We start from the raw sequence: 22,257 nt of genomic DNA on the forward strand, positions 1-22,257 counted from the left end.
ATCTACGCAGATACGAAGTTAGAAGTTCCAGCAGATACTGACATGATGGCTTTAGAAGCTGCAATGATCGAGAACTTCCCTGAATTAAAGAATCCGACTATCACTCGTGAAGGAAACACAATCACATTTACTGCAAAAGCAGGAACTAAGGGTTCTGATATGTTAGAAGTTATCTATGCGGACACTAAACTAGATGTGCCAGCAGATACTGATATGAAAGCATTGGAAGCAGCTATGATTGAAAACTTCCCAGAGCTAAAGAATCCGACTATCACTCGTGAAGGAAACGTTGTTACTTTCACTGCAAAAGCAGGTACAAAAGGTAATGTTGTTCCGTTTGTCCGTAAGTTTGCTATTGGTTTAGCTAAAGTAGCTTAGTAGATTTAAGGGGAAACTAACATTTTTTCCTTCTATCCACTAAAAACAAATGGAATAAATTATTTTCTAGGGGAAACTAGTTTAATACACTGGTTTCCCTCATATTTTGTTTGAATTTAATAGATTGAGAGGTTTACAGAATGGAAGAACCAGTTGTTTTAACTGTTCAAGCTGAATCTGTTGTTGAAACTGAAACCACTTCAGATGATAAAACATCTCCCCTACTGCCTTTACCAATGAGGGTTATGCAAAGTTTTGAAGTAGTTCAAGAGTCTAACTTCTGGCCATCCGAAGTCACATCAGTAGTTAGTGATTTAATGGCACCATCAACGTTTGAAGAGTTAGGAGCAATCTTAAATAACACAACATCAAATTCCATCAATAGCATGGATCAGACCATACAGGCACATAACAAGAATTATCGTGGATACTTATCCGAACTTGATAAAACGCCAAATGTCTTCTCCTTCGATGTTGATTATATTTAATGAGAAAGGAGAGTTTGGATGATTATTAATAATGATGTCCAATTTCGCCGTGGAATATTCAATATATTATTCACTTTAAAAACAAGTGTCAGAAATGATGTGTTTAGTGAAATTATTGAAGACCTTCAGGGAAAACTAGAACAGCTTCCAGCGAATGACTTGGAACAATCTAAACAGTTTTTCTTTGAGGTAACAAACAAAATAATGCAAGGTCTTTCGGATTACTACAACATTTCTCATGAACAAATTAGTGGTGATGTAGTTCATAATGATGTATTCACTTTAACGATGGATGAAAACACATCAGAAATGATTAAGACCTATGATAAATATAAAAATATGGCTCGCTTTAGAGATTCATTTCTTCAGTCATACAATTATGATTTCTGGAGAAGATTCCGCTCTAATTACTACAACCCACGAATTAGTGATGTATGTACAAAAGGGGAAGATAAAAGTCTTGTTTTTAGAACGAATGAGATTCCAGCTATGGGTCCGCTGTTCTTACCAAAAGACAGAAGTGGTAAGCCTGTAGGAGTTACTACTGAATTTCAGTATCTTAGTAGTTTATTAAACAGAGTGAACTCAGAAAAGAAATATATCGATGATCTTCGTGAGGATTACGAAACATTAAACAAAGCAGTTAAAGCGTTCGATGAACGACTTAAAGCATCCTTACGCGAAGAACATATTCGTTTTGGAATTATTCATCTTAAAGAGATTCTTTCCAAAATTGTTATCCCGGTTGCATTGATTGAGGATGATGAATTACGTGAACTATGCAAAGAAAATAACCGTCAGGTATTTGTTAAAACACCTACAATGGATGACTTAATGTATATTGGTTCATCTGTACATATCTACTCGTCACACGACATAAGTGATGATTCTAGCTATGTAGCTAAACCAATTATGATTTCTGAAACACTTCCAACTGATACGGAAGAGTTAAAGTATCTAGGTGTTGGTCAATACACAGGTTATGACGATGAATCACCGCGCAGTTTAGAAGGGGCAAACCCATTCATTATCAACAACAATATCTTTGTTAAAGCTTCTTATGAAGACTTCCTTGCACTTATCCCTGAGGAATTAGTGGAAGAAATGGGAATCTGTAAGAATCTAGTGGATTCTTTGGAGAACCCAGTGGAAGATGTTCAATTAGAAGAAAATGAAACTCTTAAGTCTATTATTGACAGTATTAAGCGTGACCAAACATTGGATCATAAAAAAATCATCGACGATTTCATGGCTTCTTCTACATATTTCGAGAGTGAAGAAGACAAGGAGACAGGACCAGTGTTTATTCATGCAGCTGAGTATCAATTTGAGAAAAGCAACGTTTCTTTCAATAGAGATCTCTTAAAGAAAACAGGTAGACATCCAAACGGTTATCTTATTCTTAAAGATAACGCAGGCAATCATGCAGGCATTCGAGTGAATGAAGAGGGAGTAAGTGAAATTTATATCAATACTGATATTGATAACATTTTCAAAGCTCTTCAATTGCCCGCTGGACTCTACACGATTTATTCTTTCGGAAACAGAGACATGACAAGGCAAAGAGCTATTCTTACAATGCAACATTACACAGGATAACTTGGAGGAGAAAATATGGTTACACCTAAAACAACGATTGTCTTAGAACCAGAGAAAGTAACTGTAGAAACGGTTAACAAAGATGGTATCAAGACAATTAAAAATACAAATATCGAAACAATTCAGCAAATCTTCATGAAAGAACAAGCAATGGAAACGCCATTGTTACCTTCTCAATGGGGAGTTGTTAAGTATTATCGTAAGAATCATTATGAAGGATATGTACTAACGACGCCTCCAACAGAACGTGTTGTTAAATTTGATATCGGGCGTAGTAGTGGGTTACCTACTGAAGTTACTCTACCAATTCCGCCTATGTTGTGGGTTTTCGAAGTAATGACAGATCAAAGCGGCAAAAAGAGATTAACTCATTCAATAACTTATGTTCTAAAGCATGAGCTTCTGTCGTTAAAGGATAAAGTATTCCACGCACCATTCTGTAATATTGGTACAAGTCATGGTATTTGTTGGGGTAGGACTTTACCTGAGGTACCTGTTCCTAAATCCATTCAAAGCATTCCAGCTCGATTCTTTTCGCAGCCGTTTAACTATGATTTATCAGGTAATCGTGTAAAACCATTTGAATGGACACATCCGAATGGGAATACAGAAGACACAGAATCAGCTATTTATCACATGATGAATGAAGCGAATAAATTAAAAGCTGCAAAAGAAGCAGGGGAGGCATACTCTTATCCATTTGACTCGTTAAAACCTGCTGGAACAATGGACGTAGACACTGCAATCAAAACATATTTACCGGGGATATTCCGTTAATTTTTAATGGAATATACGTTAATTTATTAGAAATTAATAGATTCCCCTAGATTATAGTGTATTACCATTGTTAGTAGGGGAATCTGTTGTTTTCTGATTTATACTAGTGTATAAAACTATCTTTATGATAGAAAAAGAAAAGAACGGGAGAAAAGATAATGACACTTAATCTTACAAATCTACTAGCGAGTCAAGTAACAGGGTATCTTGCTTACAATGACCATTACAACACAGACACTTTGAAAAAGATTAATTACGTTACTGCAGCAAACGGATTATTCCGTGTTGAAAAAACACCAATTGCTATTTTTAAAGTAAAGGTTCAAGAATATAAGAAACCTATTCCAGGTTTAAAGACAATGGAAGAAGGTCCAGAACTTATTGCTCCAAAGATTCCATTTAAGTTTTTACAAATGGCACTTAGCTTCTATTTAGATGTTTATGAAAAAGATAAAACAGAAGCTTCGTTGTTATTCTTCTGGAACAAAGATAACAAACGTTTACCGGACGTGTATTCTGACAACACACCAGTTAAGGGATTAATGACAGAAGGAGAACTTGTTGTTTATGTACCACGACAAGAAAACCAAGGTGGTCTTTCAGAGTTCCACAAAGATCCAGTAGTAGATTGGTTAAGAACTAACCTTTGTATTCTTTGCGAAACGCACAGCCATCACGTTATGAACGCGTATTTCAGCAGCACGGATAATGCAAATGAAAATGCTACTCAGTTTTATGGTGTTTGGGGATATATTACAAATCAACAACCAAAATTTGCATTCCGTTATGTAAGTGGAGATGCAAAAATTGAAATTAGTCCTGATGTATTATTTGATTGGCCAGTTGTTAAAACAACAACAACTTCTGTAATTACTTCTGAAGTTGAAGGGTTTGAACCGCTGACTTATGTAGAAGAAGAGACTGGATTATTCCAAGGACCACACAAGAAACTTGAGTATCCTGCTGAATGGATGGAACAACATACTGCAAAAAGAATTGTGCCATCATTCCCTAGAACAACAGCGCTTGGGCAATCAACTTACCCATTGCACAATAGAAGTTATGTCTCCCGTTTCGATGGAGGACTTGACCAAATCGGATGGGATTTTGAACACGATCCGAATGCATTTAACCCAGCTTTTGAAGAAGATCTTTCTTCGGGATTGATGTCAGGTCATACAATTGCAGGGTCAGGTTTTGAAGGTGCTGAAGTTATTCAGTTTATGAACTTAGCTGATGAAAAAAACAAGTTAGATATTCGAGACAATATTTATGACTTGTGTGCAGAATATGAACGACATGGTTATTCGCAAGTAATTGAATCTACTATTCATGGTATGAAACAAAATGCAGTTTAATAAGTGTGTACGGGGCTAACGCCCCGACACTTTATGCTATACAGGAAGGGAGAAAAATAATGGCATTTCAATTAAATTTAGAACCAACTTTTACGTTAAATACTAGCTATCAAATGGCAAAAGTTTTTGTTGTTGTTGGCGCTGGTGGTACAGGTGGTTACTTTATTCCAAACTTAGCACGACAAATTTCTATTACTAATAAACTACGTCGTATTGAGCGACTACCTGAACATAAATTACTTATTATCGATCAAGATGAAGTTAGTTTGTCTAACCTTAATCGTCAAAACTTTGTTGAAAAAGATCTTGATAGCAATAAAGCAGAAGTTTTAGCTACTAGATACGGAGTTGCTTTCCAGACGAATATTCAATTTCTGGATCAATACATCACAACTACTAAGATGTTAGAAGACATTGTACTTGCTAGTTGTAGTGACATTAACACTCAGATTCCAGTTATTGTTGATTGCGTGGACAATAACAAAACTCGTGTCTTCATTCATGAAGCAGTTCAAAACTTAAAGAAAAAAGTTCGTGGTATCTATTCTTTAAGTAGTGGTAATGAATTCTTAAATGGTCAGGTTGTTTGTGGCTTTGTTCCTGGAAAAGGAAGTAATTCATCTTCCATGTATAACAGCTCTTGGTTCCGCACACCGACAGTTACAGAAATGTTTCCTGAAATTCTTGAAGGTGGAGATAAGCTTCCAACTGAATTAAGTTGTGATGAAGCAGCTGTATCACATCCGCAAAATATCATGACAAACATCAATGCTGCTACTGAACTATTTAAGTTTGCAAACATCTTGTTAACAGCTAACACAGAAAACGAAGAGCTTCCCGGCTTAAAATACTTTGCAGTTACTTTTGATACACAGCAAGGTACTACTCGTACGTTCCTAAATAAGAAGAGTGTAATCGATGAATTTATTGCTTAATTCAAATCAGCAGATGGCTCAGGATTTTAGCCATCTGTTTTTTTCTTTTGAAGAACATATGGAACGCGGGGAGCAAGAAAAAGCAAAAGAAATTTCGAAAAAACAAGATATGCTATTGAAAGAACTTAAGGTAAGTGGCTATGATGTAGGCGCTTTGTTAGAAGAGTTAAAAACAAGAAAAGCATTTAGAAAAAGCTATGAGACTATTATTGTTTTTACTGATGGTGGTGTAAGAAATAATCATGATGTTAGTCAAGAATCTATCGCTGCAAGTGCATTTGCTATTTACGGTGACCAAAAGATGTTAACTCATGAATCTTCTTTTATTGGTGATTCAATTCAGTTACCTTCTGGTGAAAAGATTGATATTAACTCTACATTTGCTGAGTATCATGGATTGCTTCAAGCGTTACTATTTGTTGAGAAGTATAGAGCTTCAGCTAAAAGAATAATATTCCTAACTGATTGTGCATCAATGGTGCAACACATTCAACAAAAGTTACCACAACAAAGAGTATTTAAAGAATATGTTTTAGATTTAATTAGTAAATTAGATAGTATCCCTAATGTAGAGTTAAAGCACATACCAAGAGAGCATAATAAGATCACAGACGGGCTTGTTAACCAACTCTTAGATAAATATGAAAGGGGCGAATATACATGCAATTAACAAATGAAGAAGCAGCTAAGTTAATGAAACAGATACAACCACATATTAGTGGATTCTCCTACATTATTCAGAAAGATGGAGAAGACGGGCAAGAAGTGGTTTGTGGCGGAAAAATTAAACTTGTTTTTGACATGTATAAATACAATGACCAAACAGAAGGAGATCTTTCCTATGTAACAATTGAAGATGGTCTTGGTGAATTATTAATTCTAGTACCTGGTGTTTTATGGAGGAAACTCGGAGCCAAGAAAGGTGACGTTGTAATCGCAAGTGGAAAACTGTTTGCTTTAAAAAGAGAATGTAAATTCAAATCAAAAGCAGGCACAGATATTATTGTACCGCATGGATATGAACCTTTCCGCGTGCTAGTTAGAGAAATTAATATACTACCAGAAGAAGGCGCTAAATAGCGTCTTTTTTATTTACCAAAAATTTTAAGAATACTATTTTCTCCTGACCTATTGACTTTTCGTTTTCAAATGGTTGTGTTTGTACAAGCGAAAAAAGAATAATGGTCGAACGCCCTTAAATCGACTTGAAATAAGAGGTAAGGTGAGCTGAGCCAATGCATAAAATCAGCGTACTCTCCATTAGTCAAGGAATTTCCGCTGTTTACGTCCGGGAGAGGAGTCTTAGAGGGGTGACGACTACCTCTTGCAGAGAAAGGTCGGGTGGAGTCCTGGTTCTTACGAGAACGTAGCTTACGGACAATACAGTGTTGGGCAGGATTAACATTGTGTTCGTATGAAGGGAAACCTTATGTAAAAACGGCGGTGACTCATAATCTCTCAGGTACTTATACAAAAGTAAAAGTGTCATTACATTTATCCTATCCTACATGTTGAAGTCTTATCTTCGGCAGTAGGGTAGGTATATTATGATCTACTACAACTCGGCAGCTAACCAAAAGTATAAGTACCTAAGTAGCTGTCATCTATAAAGTTTTTGTCATCCATTTAGGTTATCAACTATCTGATAAAAGACAGTCAACAAAGACAGAAAGACAGTCGGTAATCTAAAAGACTACAAAAACCAAGAAACAGTAAACCAAATCATGAGGGAGATGAATAGGTTGACAACTGAAGAATTAGAACCGGTAGAAGGTATTGTTCCGGATGTAGTACCAGATGTAGTTATACCTGATGTATCTGATTTCCTTATTGGAGGAAGTAAGTACATCTTAGATCCTAGTACATTAAAAACACAAGAAGACGTCCTAAACGTTATTAAGCATTTCTCAACTAGAGTAGAGCTTCATGTGTTTGACATTGTAGGTATCGAACGCTATGTAAAACCAGTAACAAATAATCAAACACACTAAGAGATAACTCAGGAGGAATTTAATTATGAAAACATTAACTTTAACTAAAGAATATATCGAATCGGTAGCAAAATCTTTAATCCATGCAACTCCACAAGAAGTATTGGACTTCAAAGCATTAATGGAAATTCATCCGCAAGGCGAAGAAATTGTTGCAGCACTTAACGAAGTAGGTCCTCGTCTTATTGTTGAGGCATTACTTGAAGCAGTATTTGCTGATGTAGCAGAAGCTGTTCGTGAAGAAGAGAAACAAGAGCCTACACCTAATGTATCATCAGTTTCTCAATTCACTGCTGAAGAACTTTCTAACTTCATTCGTCAACAAGCTCCAAAAGCAGAAATTGAACCAGTATTTATTCCTTACATTAAACCAGAACCACAAGTTGATGTCTCTGCTTCTATTAAAGAGCAAATGAATTACAAAAAACTTGTAGAAGGTATTAAAGCTCAAGCTGAATCTAAGCCAGCGTTTGACCTTTCTGCTTCTATTAAAGGACAAGTAGAAGAGCAAAAAGCTGCTAAAACAACTGAAGAGAAAATCAAAGGTATTCTTAATGAAATCGTTGAGGAAATCATTAATGACGATGCTGCTAGTGAAGTAATTAGCTTAGACCCTAGCACAATTAAATTATATGAAGTTGCATTTTCTACTGTTTTCTATACAAAAGCAAACCAATTAGGTTTTGCAGAGCCTGTAGAATATGCTCACGAATACACAGCATATATCTTAACTTCACTTGCTTCTTACTTAGTTGAAGAAGAAGGATTCGAACTTGCATTCAATGTAGTAGAAGGCAAAGTAGTGGCGGGCTTAGTTTAATAGCCTATTTATATGAGGCGGGTTCTTCCCGCTTCTTACTATTAAACAACGAACATACTGGAGGAAAACATAGATGATAGTAGGAAAAAGTGCAGTACGTCAATTATGTAATGATGTTGACGATATCGCAGTAGAGATTCGTATGACTGTTCAGGCTCAAATTGACCGTGCAACAGATAAAATTGACTCGGAATTAAATTCTTGTGGACGTGAATTACGTTCAGCTGAAAAGATTTTACAACAGATCCCGCAACTGATGTCTCGTTTAGCACAACAAATTGGTCCCGAAGCACCAATTCATATTAAAAACTCATTAGCTTCTATTACAGATGAGGTAACGGCGAAAGTTCAGACAATCGGTGACAACATGCAAGAGGTTCAACGTAACATTGCAGATGTTGATAAATACACTGATGAAATTGACCAATTAACAGATGTTGTGAGTGGTCACTGTAAGAAATTAGATGAACTAACAGATCGTTATCAGAAGTAATCGGAGGATATGAATATGAATAATTACAACCCACAACCTGGTGGAAGCAATTTATTGGCATCTGACTGGGGAAATACAAATGCAAGATTTGTAGCACAAGATATTCGTCACGTTGCTGATAAAGTACAATTCGCATTACAAATGCTAAAAAGTGTTGTAGATGGTTCGGATGTTATTGAAAAAGAAATTATCGATGCATCAAATGCAACTACTCCAATTACTCGTGAAGGATTACGAGCATTCGCCTACCGTATTGATGGACAACAAGTTCAAATCAATCAAGTTATCAGCCACCTAGAGCAAATGATGCGAGACATCAATAGTTCTACGGAGACAATTCAACATTCGAGAACTGGCTGGTAATGAAGAAAATATAGGGTGGTTACGGCTACCCTTGTTTTCCGGAAGGAGAGAAGTAGATGGATGATAAGTTTCTTGTCCAATCCCTTTTATATGGGATTAATCAATTAGCGACGAAGCAATTAACACCAATAGACGCAGGTAAAGACGTTCTCATCTCTTCTATGAAGGTTTTAGATGTTGGTAAGGAAGTAGTTGTACCTAAATTATTTAATAAGGCAGCTTCATCTTGCTATGACATAAGCAACCACAGAATGATTAACAACTTTCCTTTATTATGCGAAGTGTTAACAGCTTATTTAAGAAAAAAGAAAGAACTAACTGCTCAAGACAGAGTTAAGCGTGAAGAACTATTTAAATATCAACGTAATGGAAGTTCTACATTACCTTTACAGTTTCATGATTTCTTCATAGTAGAGCAAGCATATATGTTTTCATCAGCGTATCTTGATTCGTCAGATGAGTATGTTTACGAATACGACGGCCTTGTAGAGTTAAGCGCATTAGTCGCTATCTATCTTTTTAAAAATATGACACGAGAAAATGAGTATAACTATCATGGGATTTGTAACAAGATGGATGAAAATCCAGGCGGTCTCTATAAGTTTAAAAGTGAAACAAACGTTGTGTCATATATCAATAGCATTGTAGCAAATATTGATGGTATTGATGAATATGAAGAAGATGAAGACGAGGACGAAGAAGAATGACGATGACACTGACTAATAACAAAATAGTACCTTTCGCACATTTGCATTTACACACCCCAGAAGGTAGCTTACTAGATGGATTCTGTCGTATTGATCCAATGATAAAACTAGCTCAAGAATTTGGTATGGATTCAATCGGAGTAAGTGATCACGGAACATGTTTCGCTCATATTCAGTTCTATAAAAAATGCAAAGCAGCGGGTCTTCATCCTGTTTTAGGAATGGAAGGATACATCGCCCCTAGAAAACAGTGGAAAAAAGCAGATTTTGATAGAATCAACTACACTGATGTTGCGTATCGTACAAAAGAAGAACTAGCGAAATTAGAAAGTGAAGGATATTTAGCTTTTGAAAAAAAGCAAAGAGATTCTTTCACTAAAGGTAAAACTACAAAAACTGAACATGTTGAGTTCTTAGCAAAATTATATGAAAAGGATCCAGCAGCGTTTGATGCATTAAAAAAATCTACTCGCTGGTATTTATCAGGAAAGCAAGATGACAAACAAAAGCGTTTATTTGAATGGTCTCCTAGAATAGCTCACTTGCTTATGATTGCTAAAAACAATGAAGGTTATAAAAACCTAATTAAGCTAACAACGATTGGTTCTGTAGAAGGGTTCTACGGAAAACCTCGTGTCGATTATGGTGATATTAAGAAGTACGGTAAAGGAATTATCGCAACTTCATCTTGTCTTGGTGGAACAATCCCACAGTTAATTCGCAGAGGTAAGTATCGTGTAGCAAAGAACCATATTAAGTTCTACCAAAAATGTTTTGATGAATTTTATCTTGAGATTCAACCTAGCACAATGGAAGATCAAATCCTTGTAAATAATGTTTTGATAGAGTGGTCGAAAGAATTAGGCGTTCCTTTAGTAGCAACTTCAGATGCACATATGTTGCGTCCTGAAGATCGTCCAGTTCATAAAGCAATTACTTCTATTAATAAAGGCAAAAAAGATGAAGATGAATCAGATATCGACGTCTATGAGCATTGCGTATTCTATTCTGCTGAAGAAATGTTAGCAATGGGAATGCCGGAAGAAGCATTGATTAATGCTTATAACATAGCTCACTCTTGTCATGTTGATTTAGATGAATCAAGTATTAAGTATCCAGAGTTCGAAGTTCCAGATGACTTTGATTTCGATAGTTATCTTGCTCATATTTCAAACAAAGGCTTAATGGAGAAAATAGCAGAGGGTAACTTTGTAGGGGCAAACTTCTACAAAATGTATAGAAAATATAAACGCAGACTTGATTATGAGTTAGAAGTCATCAAAAACAAAAACATCAGTGCTTATATGTTGATAGTTTGGGATTATATTAACTATGCAAAACGTAATGGTATTTTAGTAGGCCCTGGTCGTGGTTCAGCTGCAGGTTCACTTGTAGCATACGTCACAGGTATTACTAACTTAGATCCGATTCGTTACAATCTATTATTTGAACGTTTTATTAATCCAGAACGCCCTGGTTTCCCAGATATAGATACTGATTTCGATTACTTAAGACGACATGAAGTAATTGAGTACGTAACTAAGAAATATGGTGCAGATAAAGTAGCACAGATTGCAACATTCGGTACTCTATCTACTAAATCAGCATTGAAAGATATCGGTCGAGCACTTGGTATTGACCATAATGAAATTAATGAATTAAACAAATACATTCCTTCTCATCAAGGTAAAGTAATGCCTATCTCTGAAGCTTTAGAAGAGATTAAAGAAGTAAAGGCTTATGCGAAAAGGTATCCAAGACTATTCGAATTAGCTTTAGAAGTAGAAAGTATGCCACGTACTCAAGGTATTCACGCCTGTGGAATGCTGATAACTGCTGAACCAATTACAAATGAAGTAGCACTTGTAAGAGGAAAAGGCGGAGAAAGTATAGCGGGGTATGATGGTCCTACTTTAGAAGCTAAGGGATATATTAAGTTTGACTTCTTAGGACTTAAAAACTTATCAGTAGTTGAACTTTGCCGAAGAATGGTTGAGGATCGATACGGTTATCTAATTGATGTAGATAATCTAATACCAGAAGATCAAAAAACATTCGATATGATTCAAAGAGGAGAAACGGACGGAGTATTCCAGATTGAATCTGACGGAATGAAGAAAATGTTTATGGGTCTAAACAAGGTAGATTTTGAAACATTAATTGCAGGTGTATCATTATACCGCCCAGGCCCAATGGATTATATTCCGAAATACACTGCATTGGCGAATGGTCATGAAGAAGTACCTCAAGTACATCCTGCTTTTGATGAAATCACACGCAATACGTTCTCTATTATGATTTACCAAGAGCAAGTAATGCAGGTTTCTACTGAAATGGCTGGATATTCAAAAGGGGAAGCGGACGTTCTTCGTAAAGCGGTCGGCAAAAAAAAGATAGAAATCTTAGAGCCAGCATTAGAAGAACTTCATAATCGACTAACGCAAAATAACGTACCGACTCAGGTAGCTACAAAGATTTGTGATGATATACGTCCATTCGCTGGTTATGCATTTAACCGATCTCATGCTGCATGTTACGCATATATCGCTTATCAAACTGGTTACCTTAAAGCTAATTACCCTCTAGAATACATGACTGCATTACTTCAAGTATTCTACACAGAGGAAGATAAGGTTGTTAAATTAGTAAAAGTAATTCGAGATATGGGAATTGAAGTATTACCTCCGGATATTAACCGTTCAGAAATTGGATTTACGATTGAAGGAGAGAATGCAATTCGATTTGGATTAGGTGCTATCAAAGGTCTTGGAGAAGCAACACTAGAAGCAATTATTGAGGAAAGAAAACCACGAATGGCTCCTGCTGTTCGTGATGAAGATGGATTAGAAACTGTAATTTCAAAAGAGGAAGCAGATGAAATCGCAGCTACTCCTGATTTAGGGATTGTAGTAGGTTCTGTTGCTGTTGGTGGACCATTTACATCAGCACAAGATGTACTAAGACGTATCCCTAAGAAGAACTTCAATAAGAAAGCTATCACATCATTATGTTATTCAGGTGCTTTTGATGCATTAGCAGAAGGAGTATGTAATAACCGCTTTGAGTATTTAGCCCATATGTTTGATATTCGTGGTGAATCACCAGATACAGAACTAATTGAACAAATTACAAAATATACAGACCGTATTAAGTTCGAAAAAGAACGTGAGGTACTTGGATTGTATATTAGTGGTCATGTTCTTGATCGATTAGCTGAACCTACAGATTGGGAAGGTCTAGATGATGCTACACACACAACAATGGTATCTCTTACAGAAGCACGCGTTATACGCACGAGGAAGGGCGACAACATGGCTTTCTTACGAGTTGATACATTAGAGGGTGAACGTAGTTTAACACTGTTCCCATCCCATTACGAGCAGGTAAAAGAAGGCTTAGTCGCAGGAATGATAATGAAGGTTGGTATAAAAGGTCAGATGAACTGGCAACGAAACCAAAAAGACTTCATTATCAATTCAATTACGATTCCGAAGAAGATTAACAAAGATATTTGGAAGCGAATTGAGAAAGATAATGTCCAAGTAGGAGCGGCTTAAATATGCTAAAAAACGAAAAGAAATTGCTTCTAGTTTGGGCTCTAGTACTCTTTATAGAAGCAATATGTTATACAGAGAAACCAACTCAAATAACCCAACTGTTTCTTTCCTTGAGTATCGTTTTCTTTTTAGCTGTCCTGCTTGATATCATTGTTAAACTTATTAGAAATTCAAATTAAATAGGAGCGGAGTAAAATCCGCTTCTGCTTATTAATAAACGAGGAGAAATATAATGGCAAAAGTAGTTAGAAACAAAACAAGGTTATGGAAGAAAAGAATTGCGGAGTATTTAGCTAGCGGGGAAAGCAAGTATCATTTTTGCAATGGTAAAGACTTCCACGAATCTAATCTTGTTTATTGGATGAAGAAGCTTGGGATTGAAGATACGGGTACTAAAAGTTACCGAGCAGCACAAGCTAAAAAGAAAGAGGTAACAGATAAGCAGTATTTCGCTAAAGATGTTACTCATCTGCTTAACATTTCAAATAGAACTTTATGTCGATACTCTGTTCTTTTAGAAAAGTATGGGCACAAATTTGGTAGAAATAAATACAAACACCGTATCTACTTTATTCAAGACATTGCGCTTTTAAGAGAAGTACACGGTGCTAGATCTGTAGATAAAACAGTAGAAGAAACAGTGGCTGACCTAATTCGTGGTAAAGCTGTAGCAAATACACAAGAAGTAAAAACTACTCAGTTAGTTTTACCGTTATTAAATTCAGCGGGAGAACCTGTTAAGAAGTCAACAAACAAACAAGATAATATCAACACAGATAAAGATGATTTCTTACGAATTAAAATTGGTGAAGCTTCTATTGAAGTAAAACCTGGTTTTGATCCGGCATTTGTTAGTGACGTAGTAAAAGCACTTTCTGTAAATATCTAAGATGCGGAGCGGTGAAAAATCCGCTCTTGTTTTAATATGGGGGCAAATATGATTGTTCAACTATTTTTACGTAATAATTCAGTGGTTGAGATTAGTACAAGGCATGTAACTATAGAAGGCTTTGCTCAAGACCTTGCATCTATAGGGAATGGAACGGCTATCGAGGGCACTCAAATGGTCAAATATGGAGATTTTATTGATTTTTACAGTGGAGATTTTATTCGTTATTCAGATATTGTTGCATTTAAAGAACCAGTAGGGGGTTAGATTATGAAAAAATCAATTGGTATTGTATTACTTGGAGTCATGCTATTAGGAGCATGTGAAAACTCAGCAGGTGCTTCATTAGGCAGACTAAAAGTAATAGGAGAAGATGAAGTAGCTAGCGATATTACCATTTTTGAAGACACAGCGACAGGTTGCCAATATATGAATACAAATCAAGGTTACGCTGCATCTGTTACACCTATCTTGACACCAGAGGGTAAACCTTATTGTCCGCAGAAGTAATTAATACAAAAAGGGAGTGAAATATAATGTTAGAACTAAGAGGTAAATATAACAGCGCTAAGGTGTTTACAGACAACGTAGAGGAAACTGCTATGGGGCAGATTATTGAATTATGTAACCAACCTTTTGCTGAGGGTAGTAATATCCGTATTATGCCCGATACTCATGCAGGAGCGGGTTGTACAATTGGTACCACAATGACAATAACTGATAAAATTGTCCCAAATCTCGTCGGAGTTGACATTGGTTGTGGAATGGAAGTTGCTATTATTGATAAAAATAAAACAGAAATTAATTTTGACCAGTTAGACGAAGTTATTCGAAAGTATGTACCGAGCGGCTTCAATGTTCGTTCTAGTAGTCAGCGTCATCCATTTTCAAAACAAGTAAAATTCCGTGATGTAAGAGCACCTTTTAAGTTAGATCGTGCTAAAGATTCTATTGGTACTCTTGGGGGTGGCAATCATTTTGTTGAATTATGTCAACTTGACGACAAAGTTGTACTTGTTATTCATTCTGGTTCTCGTAATCTTGGAAAACAAATTGCAGAACACTATCAAAATCGTGCTTATGATGAGTTAATGAACGTTAAGCATGAAAAAGACCGTGTTATTGCCGAATTAATAGCAGCAGGTCGTCAATCTGAAATCCAAGAAGCATTGAGTAAGTTGAAGAAACCAAAGATTCAGAAGGATCTTGCTTACTTAGAGGGTCAAGGATTTAAGGATTATATGAACGATATGAAAATCGCTCAACACTATGCGTTACTAAACCGTAAGGCAATGGTTGATGAAATTGTTACGAGAATGGACTGGAAAGTTGTAGACTCATTCACAACTATTCACAATTACATCGACATGGATAATATGATTCTACGAAAAGGTGCTATTTCTGCTCAGGCAGGAGAGCGTGTTATTGTTCCTTTAAACATGCGTGATGGTAGTATTATAGCTTACGGCAAAGGGAATCCGGATTGGAACTTCTCTGGTCCGCATGGAGCAGGAAGATTAATGTCTCGAAGCAAAGCAAAAGAACTAATTCCTTTTGAAGATTATCAAGAGACAATGAAAGATGTATGGACAACATCTGTCGTGCAATCTACACTAGATGAAAGCCCAATGGCATATAAGCCTATGGCTGAGATTGTTGAACACACGAAAGACTCATTGGATATTGTAGATATTATTAAGCCACTATACAATTTCAAAGCTCATTAAGAAAAGCGGGCTCCTGCAGCCTGCTTTATATATGAATTCATAGGAGGGTTTTACATGTTTGATTTAAGAGCAAGATATCTTCACTTAGTAGGCGAGCTTACTATGCTTAACCACCACTACTACACAATGGATAAGCCAATTGCATCTGATGCAGAGTACGACAGACTTTATGATGAATTAGTAAAGATAGAAGAACTACATCCGGAATGGACAGTGCCTCATTCTCCTTCTAATAGAGTGGGTGGAGAAGTTCTTGATAAGTTTGAGAAGAAAGAACACACAATGCCACTTTACTCATTAGAGAAATCTCAAACTTATGATGGGGTTCGAAAGTTTGTTGAAGATGTTAAGCGTGAGTTTCCGAGCGCTACATTTACAATTGAGCAAAAGATGGATGGATTAGCTAACGTTTTACGTTATAGCGGAGGTTCTTTTACTGAGGGCAGAACAAGAGGTACTGGTAAGATCGGAGAAATTGTTTCTGAACAAATTAAAACAATCCGTTCTATCCCATTGAATATTCGATTCCAGGGCGTAATTGAGCCACGCGGAGAAGTATTCATGCCTATCTCAGGGTTCGAAGCTTACAATGCTTCCTTGCCAGAAGGAGAAGCACCATTAAAGAACCCACGAAATGGAGCTGCTGGTGCTTTAAGAAACTTAGATCCACGAATTGCAGCTTCAAGACCATTAGATGCATTCTGGTATGACGTTGCTTATAGCGAAGGAATCAAGTTTGAAACTCAAGCAGAAATGATGACATTCCTTCAAGAACAAGGATTTAAAACAAATCCGTATTTCTTTGTAACTGACTCTATTGATGTAATCATTGAGAAGTTAGAAGAAATGAAGGAAATTCGTCCTACATTAAACTGGGACATCGATGGAATGGTTATTAAAGTTAACGAGTTACATATTCGTGAAGAGCTAGGCTATACTTCAAAATTCCCTAAATGGGCTATTGCATACAAGTTTGAAGCCGTTGAAGAAACGACTACTTTAAACTCTGTTACATGGGAAGTAGGTCGTACTGGTAAACTTACACCACTAGCTCATCTTGAGCCTGTTGATATCGGTGGAACTACTGTTACAAAGGCTACTTTAAATAACTATGACGACATCTTACGTAAAGGCGTTAAGGTTGGAGCAGAAGTATTTGTTCGTCGTAGTAATGACGTTATTCCTGAAATCATGGGAATCGTTGAAGGTAGTGAAGGTACTGAAATCGTGCCACCTACTCATTGTCCAGAATGTGGAACCGTATTAATCCAAGACGGTGCTCATCTGCGTTGTATGAATATTGATAGCTGTACTGCTCAATCAGTTGGTAAATTCACTCACTTTGCTTCTCGTGAAGCGATGAATATCGACTCTTTCAGTGAGAAAACTGCAGAACAATTATTTGAAGCAGGTTTAATTCGCAATAGCTTCGTTGATCTATACCGATTAGACAGAAATGAACTATTGAAATTAGATAGATTTGGAGAAAGAAAAGTAGACCGACTATTGGCTGCTATTGAAGAATCCAAGTCAAGAACACTTGAAGCGTTCATCTATGCACTAGGTATGAGACATTCAGGAAAAGGAACTGCAGAACGACTTCTACGTTATTACAACAATATTGATGATATAGCGAATGCATCTGTAGAAGACTTAATGAGAATTGAAGATATTGGTTCGGCTGTAGCACAAAGCATTTATGACTACTTCCATAACGAACGCAATCTTCAAATGATTGAGGAGTTAAAAGCCCTTGGTTTAACACTTACACACGTAGCAGCAGTGTCTTCTGGTAATCAATTAGAAGGTAATACATTTGTTATTACAGGTAAGGTATCGCGTCCTCGTAAAGAAATTGAAGCGTTCATTAAAGAACATGGTGGTAAAGCATCTGGTTCAATTTCTAAGAACACGAATTATCTTGTTGCAGGTGAAGCTGCAGGAAGTAAATTAGCAAAAGCACAAAGTTTAGGCGTAACTGTTATCACTGAAGAACAGTTATATGAAATGGTTAACGAAGGTTAATTTAGTAGGGGCTAACGCCCCTACTTTTTTTGTTGTCCATAAAATACTAATTGACAAAACACTTTAAAGAGATTGTATTAACTAAAGTATTTTGGGATTAAGTTTAATAGTTGTAAATTTTAATCTGACAAATTAAAATCTCTTAGCAAATGAGCAAGAGAAACACACTTTTAGAGAGAGAAATGTGCATCTGGACCCAGATGGCCAGGAACAGCTGGCGCTGCACCCATCTCTGGGGCACCTGAAGCTCACCCGGATGAGGCTGCACTGCATCTCAGCTCCAGGAGCTGGAGTTAGATCCAGAGAATTGCACTATTCTTCGTCAAATATACGAACGCGCTTTCGAAGAACTATTAAACAAGAAGATAAAAAGAAAGGATATTGATATGTACTATACACACAACACAAAGAATCAAAACGATTCAAAGTATCAGCGTTTTAGTACTACTAAATTAAAATCCGAAGAAATAACAATTGAGCAGTACCGTGAGTTCGAAGCAATAAATAAACAAATACTCGGACTAACAAAGAAAATAAAAGACTGGTTAACCAATAATCAGTCTGCTATTAAGTATTCGATTTTTAATCTACCTAAAATGACTGGTGGGTTTAGAACAATTAAAGCACCGGAAGAAAAACTTAAATCTTTTATGAGAGAAATTAAATTTGATTTAGAAAGCATTGGCGTAGTACCACATGATTCAGCTTATGCATACATACCAAACCGTGACTGCTTAAAAGCAATCCAATGTCACCAACGGAATAAATCAAATTGGTTTCTCAAAATGGATTTAGAGAAATTCTTTAACAATTGTTCTGAACAAGTTATTACGATCCAATTAAAAAAGCTGTATCCATTCAGCTTAATGACTGAAACAGATTATAAGAGTTTTATTAGTAGTTTATGTGGTTTAGCTTGTCATGAAAATGAATTACCACAAGGGACTCCGCTCTCTCCGATACTTACTAATTGGTTGATGATTAGTATAGATACTCAAATTAACAACGCATTGGCAGAAAGAAGCGAGGAGTCCTTTATTTACACTAGATATGCTGATGACTTGCTTGTTAGTAGCAAACAACCATTTAGGCATGAAGAAATTGTTGAACTGGTTAAAGGAGTATTAGAACAAGAAGGAACTCCATTCACTATCAAGGATACAAAAACTAGATATGGTTCAAAATCGGGGAAGAATTGGAATCTTGGCATTATGTATAACAAAGATCATAACCTTACAGTTGGTCATAAGCGTAAGAGAAGGATTAAAACGATGTTGTTCCAATTCTATCAAGGACAACGAGATAGAGGATATGCTTTAGAACTAAACGGAGAATTAGCATATCTTAAGAACATCGAACCTGATTATCATGATTACTTAATAGGTTTTATGAATAGAAAGTATAGACTCAATTTCAAAAAAGCTATTAACTTAGCAATTAAACAAAATTGATTCTCAGGGGTGCTAACGCCCCCTCCTTTTTTGAATTTAATAAAAGGAGAGATTTTATCATGACAGAAAAAATTACAATCGCGGTTACTGCACATCGTCCAAATCGATTATACGGGTACGATTATTATTCACCAGGCAATCTTGCTATTGCTACAAAACTACGAGAACATCTTCTTTCCCATTTAAAACAAGGGAAACAAGTACATGCAATAAGCGGTATGGCATTAGGTGGAGACACAATTTACGCATTGGTTGTCCTTAAATTAAAAAGACAAGGATATAACATTACCTTAGAATCAGCTATTCCATGCACTGCACATGCTAGTCAATGGCCTAAACCATCACAAGATCAATGGAAGAGTATTGTGGAACAAGCTGATGTTGTTACATATGTTAGCAAACTCCTGTACAAGCCTTATCTTATGCAAAAACGTAATGAGTATATGGTAAATCAATGTGATGAACTAATAGCTATTTTTGATGGGACGAAAGGCGGAACTGCTAACTGTATCGATTATGCTATGAAAAAGGAGAAAAAGATTATGACGATTAATCCCAAAGAATTAATTATTCAACATAAAGGCGACATTCTACGTTCAGATTGTGACGTAATAATGCATCAAGCAAATTGTCAGTCTACGATGGGAAGTGGTATTGCTAAACAAATTCGAGCAGAATTCCCGATTGTGTATGAAGTAGATTGTGCTTCTCCGTTTTCTCCTGCAGAAAAATTAGGAACATATACTCATGCAGCTGTTCATAATAACGGAAAAGATATAGAAATCGTTAACTTGTATGGGCAACTTTACTATGGAGCAGATCGACAACTATATACAAACTATGAAGCTTTGAAAAAAGCTTTGTTCAGCTACTTGACTGACCGCTTGTTAAGAGAACGTTCCTTATCTCAATTAAAGATTGGTGTACCTAAGTTCATGGGTTGTGCAAGAGCAGGTGGAGATTGGAATGTAGTTACAGGCATCTTAGAAGAAGCTACTAAGCAATTCAATATATCTATTCATACTTATGAGTTTGCGGGGTAGTATCAATGGCTAGAGCAAGAAGTCACAAGGATTTAGTAGAATTTAAAATCCGTGAAATAAACAAGTATCTGTCTGGTTCCGGTCAATCTCTAATTCTCAACAAAGAGCTAGAGAACGACGAACCATATTGGGCTCTTAAATGGGAGAGGGATTTGGATGCTGATCATGTCATAGAAGAGCATGTTTATAGCGGTGAAATCTTTGACATCTTTGTTTGTTTAAGCGGTATAGAAAATGGTATTCGAATGCAACGATACAAGGAGGAGTCTCATAATGGAATCAGAACAAACACAGGTAGTTGATTGTATTAATAAAGGCGACCTTGAAATGTTACTAAATGTAATTTTGAATGAAACACAAAATGCAATGGAGGTCTGCAAAAATAATGACAATCCATCTATAACAATTAAATATATGCAATTAATTATATCTCAAGCTTTATTAGCCTGGGACATGCAAGAATTCGAAGAAGCAGATGGTGAAGACTATTACGACTTCATGAAGGAAGCTTATGAAAAAGTTAATCGTTTTAAAAGAATTGAATGGAGAGGGTAATCAATGGACAAGTTTGGGGATCGTATGAAGAAATACGAGAATGCATATCGTATTAAGCTACCTGAAAGAATGCCCGTAATTGTAAGGATTGACGGAGCACACTTTCATACATATACAAAAGGTTGCACTAAGCCTTTTGACCAAGATCTAGCAGAAGCATTCTGGGAAACATGTAAGTATTTAGCTCAAAACATTATGGGTGCAAAGTTGGTTTATCATCAATCGGATGAGATTAGTATTCTTATTACAAACTATGACAAGATTTCAACTCAGTCTTGGTTTGAAAATAATCTTCAAAAGATAGCTTCTGTTTCAGCTTCTATGGCAACTGCAAAATTCAATGAAGTTATGAGAGAGAAATATCCGGACAAACCCCTTGCTACATTTGATGGTCGAGCATGGGTACTGCCACAAGATGAGGTTGCAAACTATTTCCTTTGGAGGCAACAAGATGCCACAAAAAATAGTATTTCAATGGTTGCTCAAGCTAACTTCCCACATAAAGCATTACAGGGGCTTAATGGTAAGGATATGCAGGATAAGTTAATGACTGAGAAAAACATCAACTGGAATGACCTACCTGTATGGCAAAAACGTGGTGTATGTATCATTAAAGAATCCTACCAAAAGAATGGTGCTTTAAGAAGTCGATGGTCAGTAGATCATGAGACTCCTATGTTTTCTAAAGACCGTGAATATGTTGAACAATTCGTTTACTTAAATAGAGGTGCTGCAGCATGAAGAAATTAATCAAAACCGTATTAATTGTAGGATTAGCAACAGGTATTTTAGCTGGGTGTAATGATGACCCGTACATGAAGGAACAAGACGGCCAGATGGTTAGCATTGAATACAAGGTGCTAATAAAAGACAAGCTTTATTACATTCCACATGAATATGATGAAGCTGATCTTCCTCCGAGATATGACAAATTTCTATCAGACAATCCTAATTTAGAAGTTGTTAGTGTCTCTACGAATAACGATGAGAGCACTCATAATAGCATCAATGGCTACTATATCTTTACAAAGAAAAAAGAAGACCAATAGTAATTGAGCAGGTGAAAGCCTGCTCTTACTTAATCAAAGGGAGAGAGTTATA

Annotated in this window: 24 protein-coding genes and 1 pseudogene; all 25 read left to right on the forward strand. The window is 36.3% G+C overall.

Annotated features, from left to right (window positions below):
- Positions 1 to 378, forward strand: a pseudogene (locus tag F3I02_RS00015) (hypothetical protein); the annotation flags it as partial.
- A 140-nt stretch (positions 379 to 518) separates the two neighbouring features.
- Complete coding sequence (locus F3I02_RS00020) at positions 519 to 866, forward strand: hypothetical protein (RefSeq protein ID WP_196477246.1); 348 nt, start codon at positions 519 to 521, stop codon at positions 864 to 866.
- Positions 867 to 884: 18 nt separating this feature from the next.
- Positions 885 to 2,465 carry a hypothetical protein gene (locus F3I02_RS00025; protein ID WP_196477247.1) on the forward strand — a complete coding sequence of 527 codons (1,581 nt, stop codon included), beginning with the start codon at positions 885 to 887 and terminating at the stop codon, positions 2,463 to 2,465.
- A 15-nt stretch (positions 2,466 to 2,480) separates the two neighbouring features.
- Positions 2,481 to 3,242, forward strand: coding sequence for a hypothetical protein (locus F3I02_RS00030; RefSeq protein WP_196477248.1), 762 nt, complete (start codon positions 2,481 to 2,483; stop codon positions 3,240 to 3,242).
- Positions 3,243 to 3,400: 158 nt separating this feature from the next.
- Complete coding sequence (locus F3I02_RS00035) at positions 3,401 to 4,600, forward strand: hypothetical protein (RefSeq protein WP_196477249.1); 1,200 nt, start codon at positions 3,401 to 3,403, stop codon at positions 4,598 to 4,600.
- A gap of 59 nt (positions 4,601 to 4,659) precedes the next feature.
- On the forward strand, positions 4,660 to 5,535 hold the full coding sequence (locus F3I02_RS00040) for a ThiF family adenylyltransferase (protein ID WP_196477250.1): 876 nt from the start codon (positions 4,660 to 4,662) through the stop codon (positions 5,533 to 5,535).
- Entirely contained in the window at positions 5,519 to 6,205 is a 687-nt protein-coding gene (locus tag F3I02_RS00045; RefSeq protein WP_230876725.1) for a reverse transcriptase-like protein, read from the forward strand. The genes F3I02_RS00040 and F3I02_RS00045 overlap by 17 nt, the downstream gene beginning before the upstream one ends.
- Positions 6,196 to 6,615, forward strand: coding sequence for a DNA-binding protein (locus F3I02_RS00050; RefSeq protein ID WP_196477251.1), 420 nt, complete (start codon positions 6,196 to 6,198; stop codon positions 6,613 to 6,615). Before F3I02_RS00045 ends, F3I02_RS00050 begins: the two co-directional genes overlap by 10 nt.
- Positions 6,616 to 7,268: 653 nt before the next feature.
- The gene (locus F3I02_RS00055; protein WP_230876726.1) at positions 7,269 to 7,526 is read left to right on the forward strand and encodes a hypothetical protein; all 258 of its coding nucleotides are present in this window, start codon (positions 7,269 to 7,271) and stop codon (positions 7,524 to 7,526) included.
- Between the two features lie 25 nt (positions 7,527 to 7,551).
- Positions 7,552 to 8,346, forward strand: a complete 795-nt coding sequence (locus F3I02_RS00060) for a hypothetical protein (RefSeq protein WP_196477253.1) — start codon at positions 7,552 to 7,554, stop codon at positions 8,344 to 8,346.
- Between the two features lie 73 nt (positions 8,347 to 8,419).
- Entirely contained in the window at positions 8,420 to 8,839 is a 420-nt protein-coding gene (locus F3I02_RS00065) for a hypothetical protein (protein ID WP_085782777.1), read from the forward strand.
- A 15-nt stretch (positions 8,840 to 8,854) separates the two neighbouring features.
- On the forward strand, positions 8,855 to 9,202 hold the full coding sequence (locus F3I02_RS00070; protein ID WP_196477254.1) for a hypothetical protein: 348 nt from the start codon (positions 8,855 to 8,857) through the stop codon (positions 9,200 to 9,202).
- A 56-nt stretch (positions 9,203 to 9,258) separates the two neighbouring features.
- Positions 9,259 to 9,909, forward strand: coding sequence for a hypothetical protein (locus F3I02_RS00075; RefSeq protein WP_196477255.1), 651 nt, complete (start codon positions 9,259 to 9,261; stop codon positions 9,907 to 9,909).
- Positions 9,906 to 13,466, forward strand: a complete 3,561-nt coding sequence (locus tag F3I02_RS00080) for a DNA polymerase III subunit alpha (protein ID WP_230876727.1) — start codon at positions 9,906 to 9,908, stop codon at positions 13,464 to 13,466. The genes F3I02_RS00075 and F3I02_RS00080 overlap by 4 nt, the downstream gene beginning before the upstream one ends.
- Before the next feature lie 232 nt (positions 13,467 to 13,698).
- On the forward strand, positions 13,699 to 14,355 hold the full coding sequence (gene tnpA, locus F3I02_RS00085) for an IS66 family insertion sequence element accessory protein TnpA (RefSeq protein ID WP_230876728.1): 657 nt from the start codon (positions 13,699 to 13,701) through the stop codon (positions 14,353 to 14,355).
- 48 nt (positions 14,356 to 14,403) lie between these two features.
- The gene (locus F3I02_RS00090; protein WP_196477256.1) at positions 14,404 to 14,622 is read left to right on the forward strand and encodes a hypothetical protein; all 219 of its coding nucleotides are present in this window, start codon (positions 14,404 to 14,406) and stop codon (positions 14,620 to 14,622) included.
- A 3-nt stretch (positions 14,623 to 14,625) separates the two neighbouring features.
- Positions 14,626 to 14,865 carry a DUF6440 family protein gene (locus tag F3I02_RS00095; RefSeq protein WP_196477257.1) on the forward strand — a complete coding sequence of 80 codons (240 nt, stop codon included), beginning with the start codon at positions 14,626 to 14,628 and terminating at the stop codon, positions 14,863 to 14,865.
- Positions 14,866 to 14,891: 26 nt separating this feature from the next.
- On the forward strand, positions 14,892 to 16,082 hold the full coding sequence (locus F3I02_RS00100; protein WP_196477258.1) for an RtcB family protein: 1,191 nt from the start codon (positions 14,892 to 14,894) through the stop codon (positions 16,080 to 16,082).
- 54 nt (positions 16,083 to 16,136) lie between these two features.
- Positions 16,137 to 18,107, forward strand: coding sequence for an NAD-dependent DNA ligase LigA (gene ligA / locus F3I02_RS00105; protein WP_196477259.1), 1,971 nt, complete (start codon positions 16,137 to 16,139; stop codon positions 18,105 to 18,107).
- 386 nt (positions 18,108 to 18,493) lie between these two features.
- Positions 18,494 to 19,558: a reverse transcriptase domain-containing protein gene (locus tag F3I02_RS00110; protein ID WP_230876729.1), complete on the forward strand. Its 1,065-nt coding sequence runs from the start codon at positions 18,494 to 18,496 to the stop codon at positions 19,556 to 19,558.
- Between the two features lie 59 nt (positions 19,559 to 19,617).
- Positions 19,618 to 20,601, forward strand: coding sequence for an SLOG family protein (locus tag F3I02_RS00115; protein ID WP_196477260.1), 984 nt, complete (start codon positions 19,618 to 19,620; stop codon positions 20,599 to 20,601).
- Positions 20,602 to 20,606: 5 nt separating this feature from the next.
- Positions 20,607 to 20,903 (forward strand): hypothetical protein, encoded by a 297-nt coding sequence (locus F3I02_RS00120; RefSeq protein ID WP_196477261.1) that lies wholly within the window; start codon positions 20,607 to 20,609, stop codon positions 20,901 to 20,903.
- Positions 20,875 to 21,156: a hypothetical protein gene (locus F3I02_RS00125; protein WP_098265071.1), complete on the forward strand. Its 282-nt coding sequence runs from the start codon at positions 20,875 to 20,877 to the stop codon at positions 21,154 to 21,156. Before F3I02_RS00120 ends, F3I02_RS00125 begins: the two co-directional genes overlap by 29 nt.
- 3 nt (positions 21,157 to 21,159) lie before the next feature.
- Positions 21,160 to 21,897 carry a tRNA(His) guanylyltransferase Thg1 family protein gene (locus F3I02_RS00130; RefSeq protein ID WP_196477262.1) on the forward strand — a complete coding sequence of 246 codons (738 nt, stop codon included), beginning with the start codon at positions 21,160 to 21,162 and terminating at the stop codon, positions 21,895 to 21,897.
- Complete coding sequence (locus F3I02_RS00135; RefSeq protein WP_196477263.1) at positions 21,894 to 22,205, forward strand: hypothetical protein; 312 nt, start codon at positions 21,894 to 21,896, stop codon at positions 22,203 to 22,205. The genes F3I02_RS00130 and F3I02_RS00135 overlap by 4 nt, the downstream gene beginning before the upstream one ends.
- The last annotated feature ends 52 nt before the right edge of the window (positions 22,206 to 22,257 follow it).

Source organism: Bacillus sp. SRB3LM, from assembly GCF_015712745.1.
Taxonomy (GTDB): domain Bacteria; phylum Bacillota; class Bacilli; order Bacillales; family Bacillaceae_G; genus Bacillus_A; species Bacillus_A thuringiensis_K.

Coding starts and splice junctions, on each gene's coding strand:
- F3I02_RS00020 (WP_196477246.1), top strand. CDS start 519: ATGGAAGAACCAGTTGTTTTAACTGTTCAAGCTGAATCTGTTGTTGAA.
- F3I02_RS00025 (WP_196477247.1), top strand. CDS start 885: ATGATTATTAATAATGATGTCCAATTTCGCCGTGGAATATTCAATATA.
- F3I02_RS00030 (WP_196477248.1), top strand. CDS start 2,481: ATGGTTACACCTAAAACAACGATTGTCTTAGAACCAGAGAAAGTAACT.
- F3I02_RS00035 (WP_196477249.1), top strand. CDS start 3,401: ATGACACTTAATCTTACAAATCTACTAGCGAGTCAAGTAACAGGGTAT.
- F3I02_RS00040 (WP_196477250.1), top strand. CDS start 4,660: ATGGCATTTCAATTAAATTTAGAACCAACTTTTACGTTAAATACTAGC.
- F3I02_RS00045 (WP_230876725.1), top strand. CDS start 5,519: ATGAATTTATTGCTTAATTCAAATCAGCAGATGGCTCAGGATTTTAGC.
- F3I02_RS00050 (WP_196477251.1), top strand. CDS start 6,196: ATGCAATTAACAAATGAAGAAGCAGCTAAGTTAATGAAACAGATACAA.
- F3I02_RS00055 (WP_230876726.1), top strand. CDS start 7,269: ATGAATAGGTTGACAACTGAAGAATTAGAACCGGTAGAAGGTATTGTT.
- F3I02_RS00060 (WP_196477253.1), top strand. CDS start 7,552: ATGAAAACATTAACTTTAACTAAAGAATATATCGAATCGGTAGCAAAA.
- F3I02_RS00065 (WP_085782777.1), top strand. CDS start 8,420: ATGATAGTAGGAAAAAGTGCAGTACGTCAATTATGTAATGATGTTGAC.
- F3I02_RS00070 (WP_196477254.1), top strand. CDS start 8,855: ATGAATAATTACAACCCACAACCTGGTGGAAGCAATTTATTGGCATCT.
- F3I02_RS00075 (WP_196477255.1), top strand. CDS start 9,259: ATGGATGATAAGTTTCTTGTCCAATCCCTTTTATATGGGATTAATCAA.
- F3I02_RS00080 (WP_230876727.1), top strand. CDS start 9,906: ATGACGATGACACTGACTAATAACAAAATAGTACCTTTCGCACATTTG.
- tnpA (WP_230876728.1), top strand. CDS start 13,699: ATGGCAAAAGTAGTTAGAAACAAAACAAGGTTATGGAAGAAAAGAATT.
- F3I02_RS00090 (WP_196477256.1), top strand. CDS start 14,404: ATGATTGTTCAACTATTTTTACGTAATAATTCAGTGGTTGAGATTAGT.
- F3I02_RS00095 (WP_196477257.1), top strand. CDS start 14,626: ATGAAAAAATCAATTGGTATTGTATTACTTGGAGTCATGCTATTAGGA.
- F3I02_RS00100 (WP_196477258.1), top strand. CDS start 14,892: ATGTTAGAACTAAGAGGTAAATATAACAGCGCTAAGGTGTTTACAGAC.
- ligA (WP_196477259.1), top strand. CDS start 16,137: ATGTTTGATTTAAGAGCAAGATATCTTCACTTAGTAGGCGAGCTTACT.
- F3I02_RS00110 (WP_230876729.1), top strand. CDS start 18,494: ATGTACTATACACACAACACAAAGAATCAAAACGATTCAAAGTATCAG.
- F3I02_RS00115 (WP_196477260.1), top strand. CDS start 19,618: ATGACAGAAAAAATTACAATCGCGGTTACTGCACATCGTCCAAATCGA.
- F3I02_RS00120 (WP_196477261.1), top strand. CDS start 20,607: ATGGCTAGAGCAAGAAGTCACAAGGATTTAGTAGAATTTAAAATCCGT.
- F3I02_RS00125 (WP_098265071.1), top strand. CDS start 20,875: ATGGAATCAGAACAAACACAGGTAGTTGATTGTATTAATAAAGGCGAC.
- F3I02_RS00130 (WP_196477262.1), top strand. CDS start 21,160: ATGGACAAGTTTGGGGATCGTATGAAGAAATACGAGAATGCATATCGT.
- F3I02_RS00135 (WP_196477263.1), top strand. CDS start 21,894: ATGAAGAAATTAATCAAAACCGTATTAATTGTAGGATTAGCAACAGGT.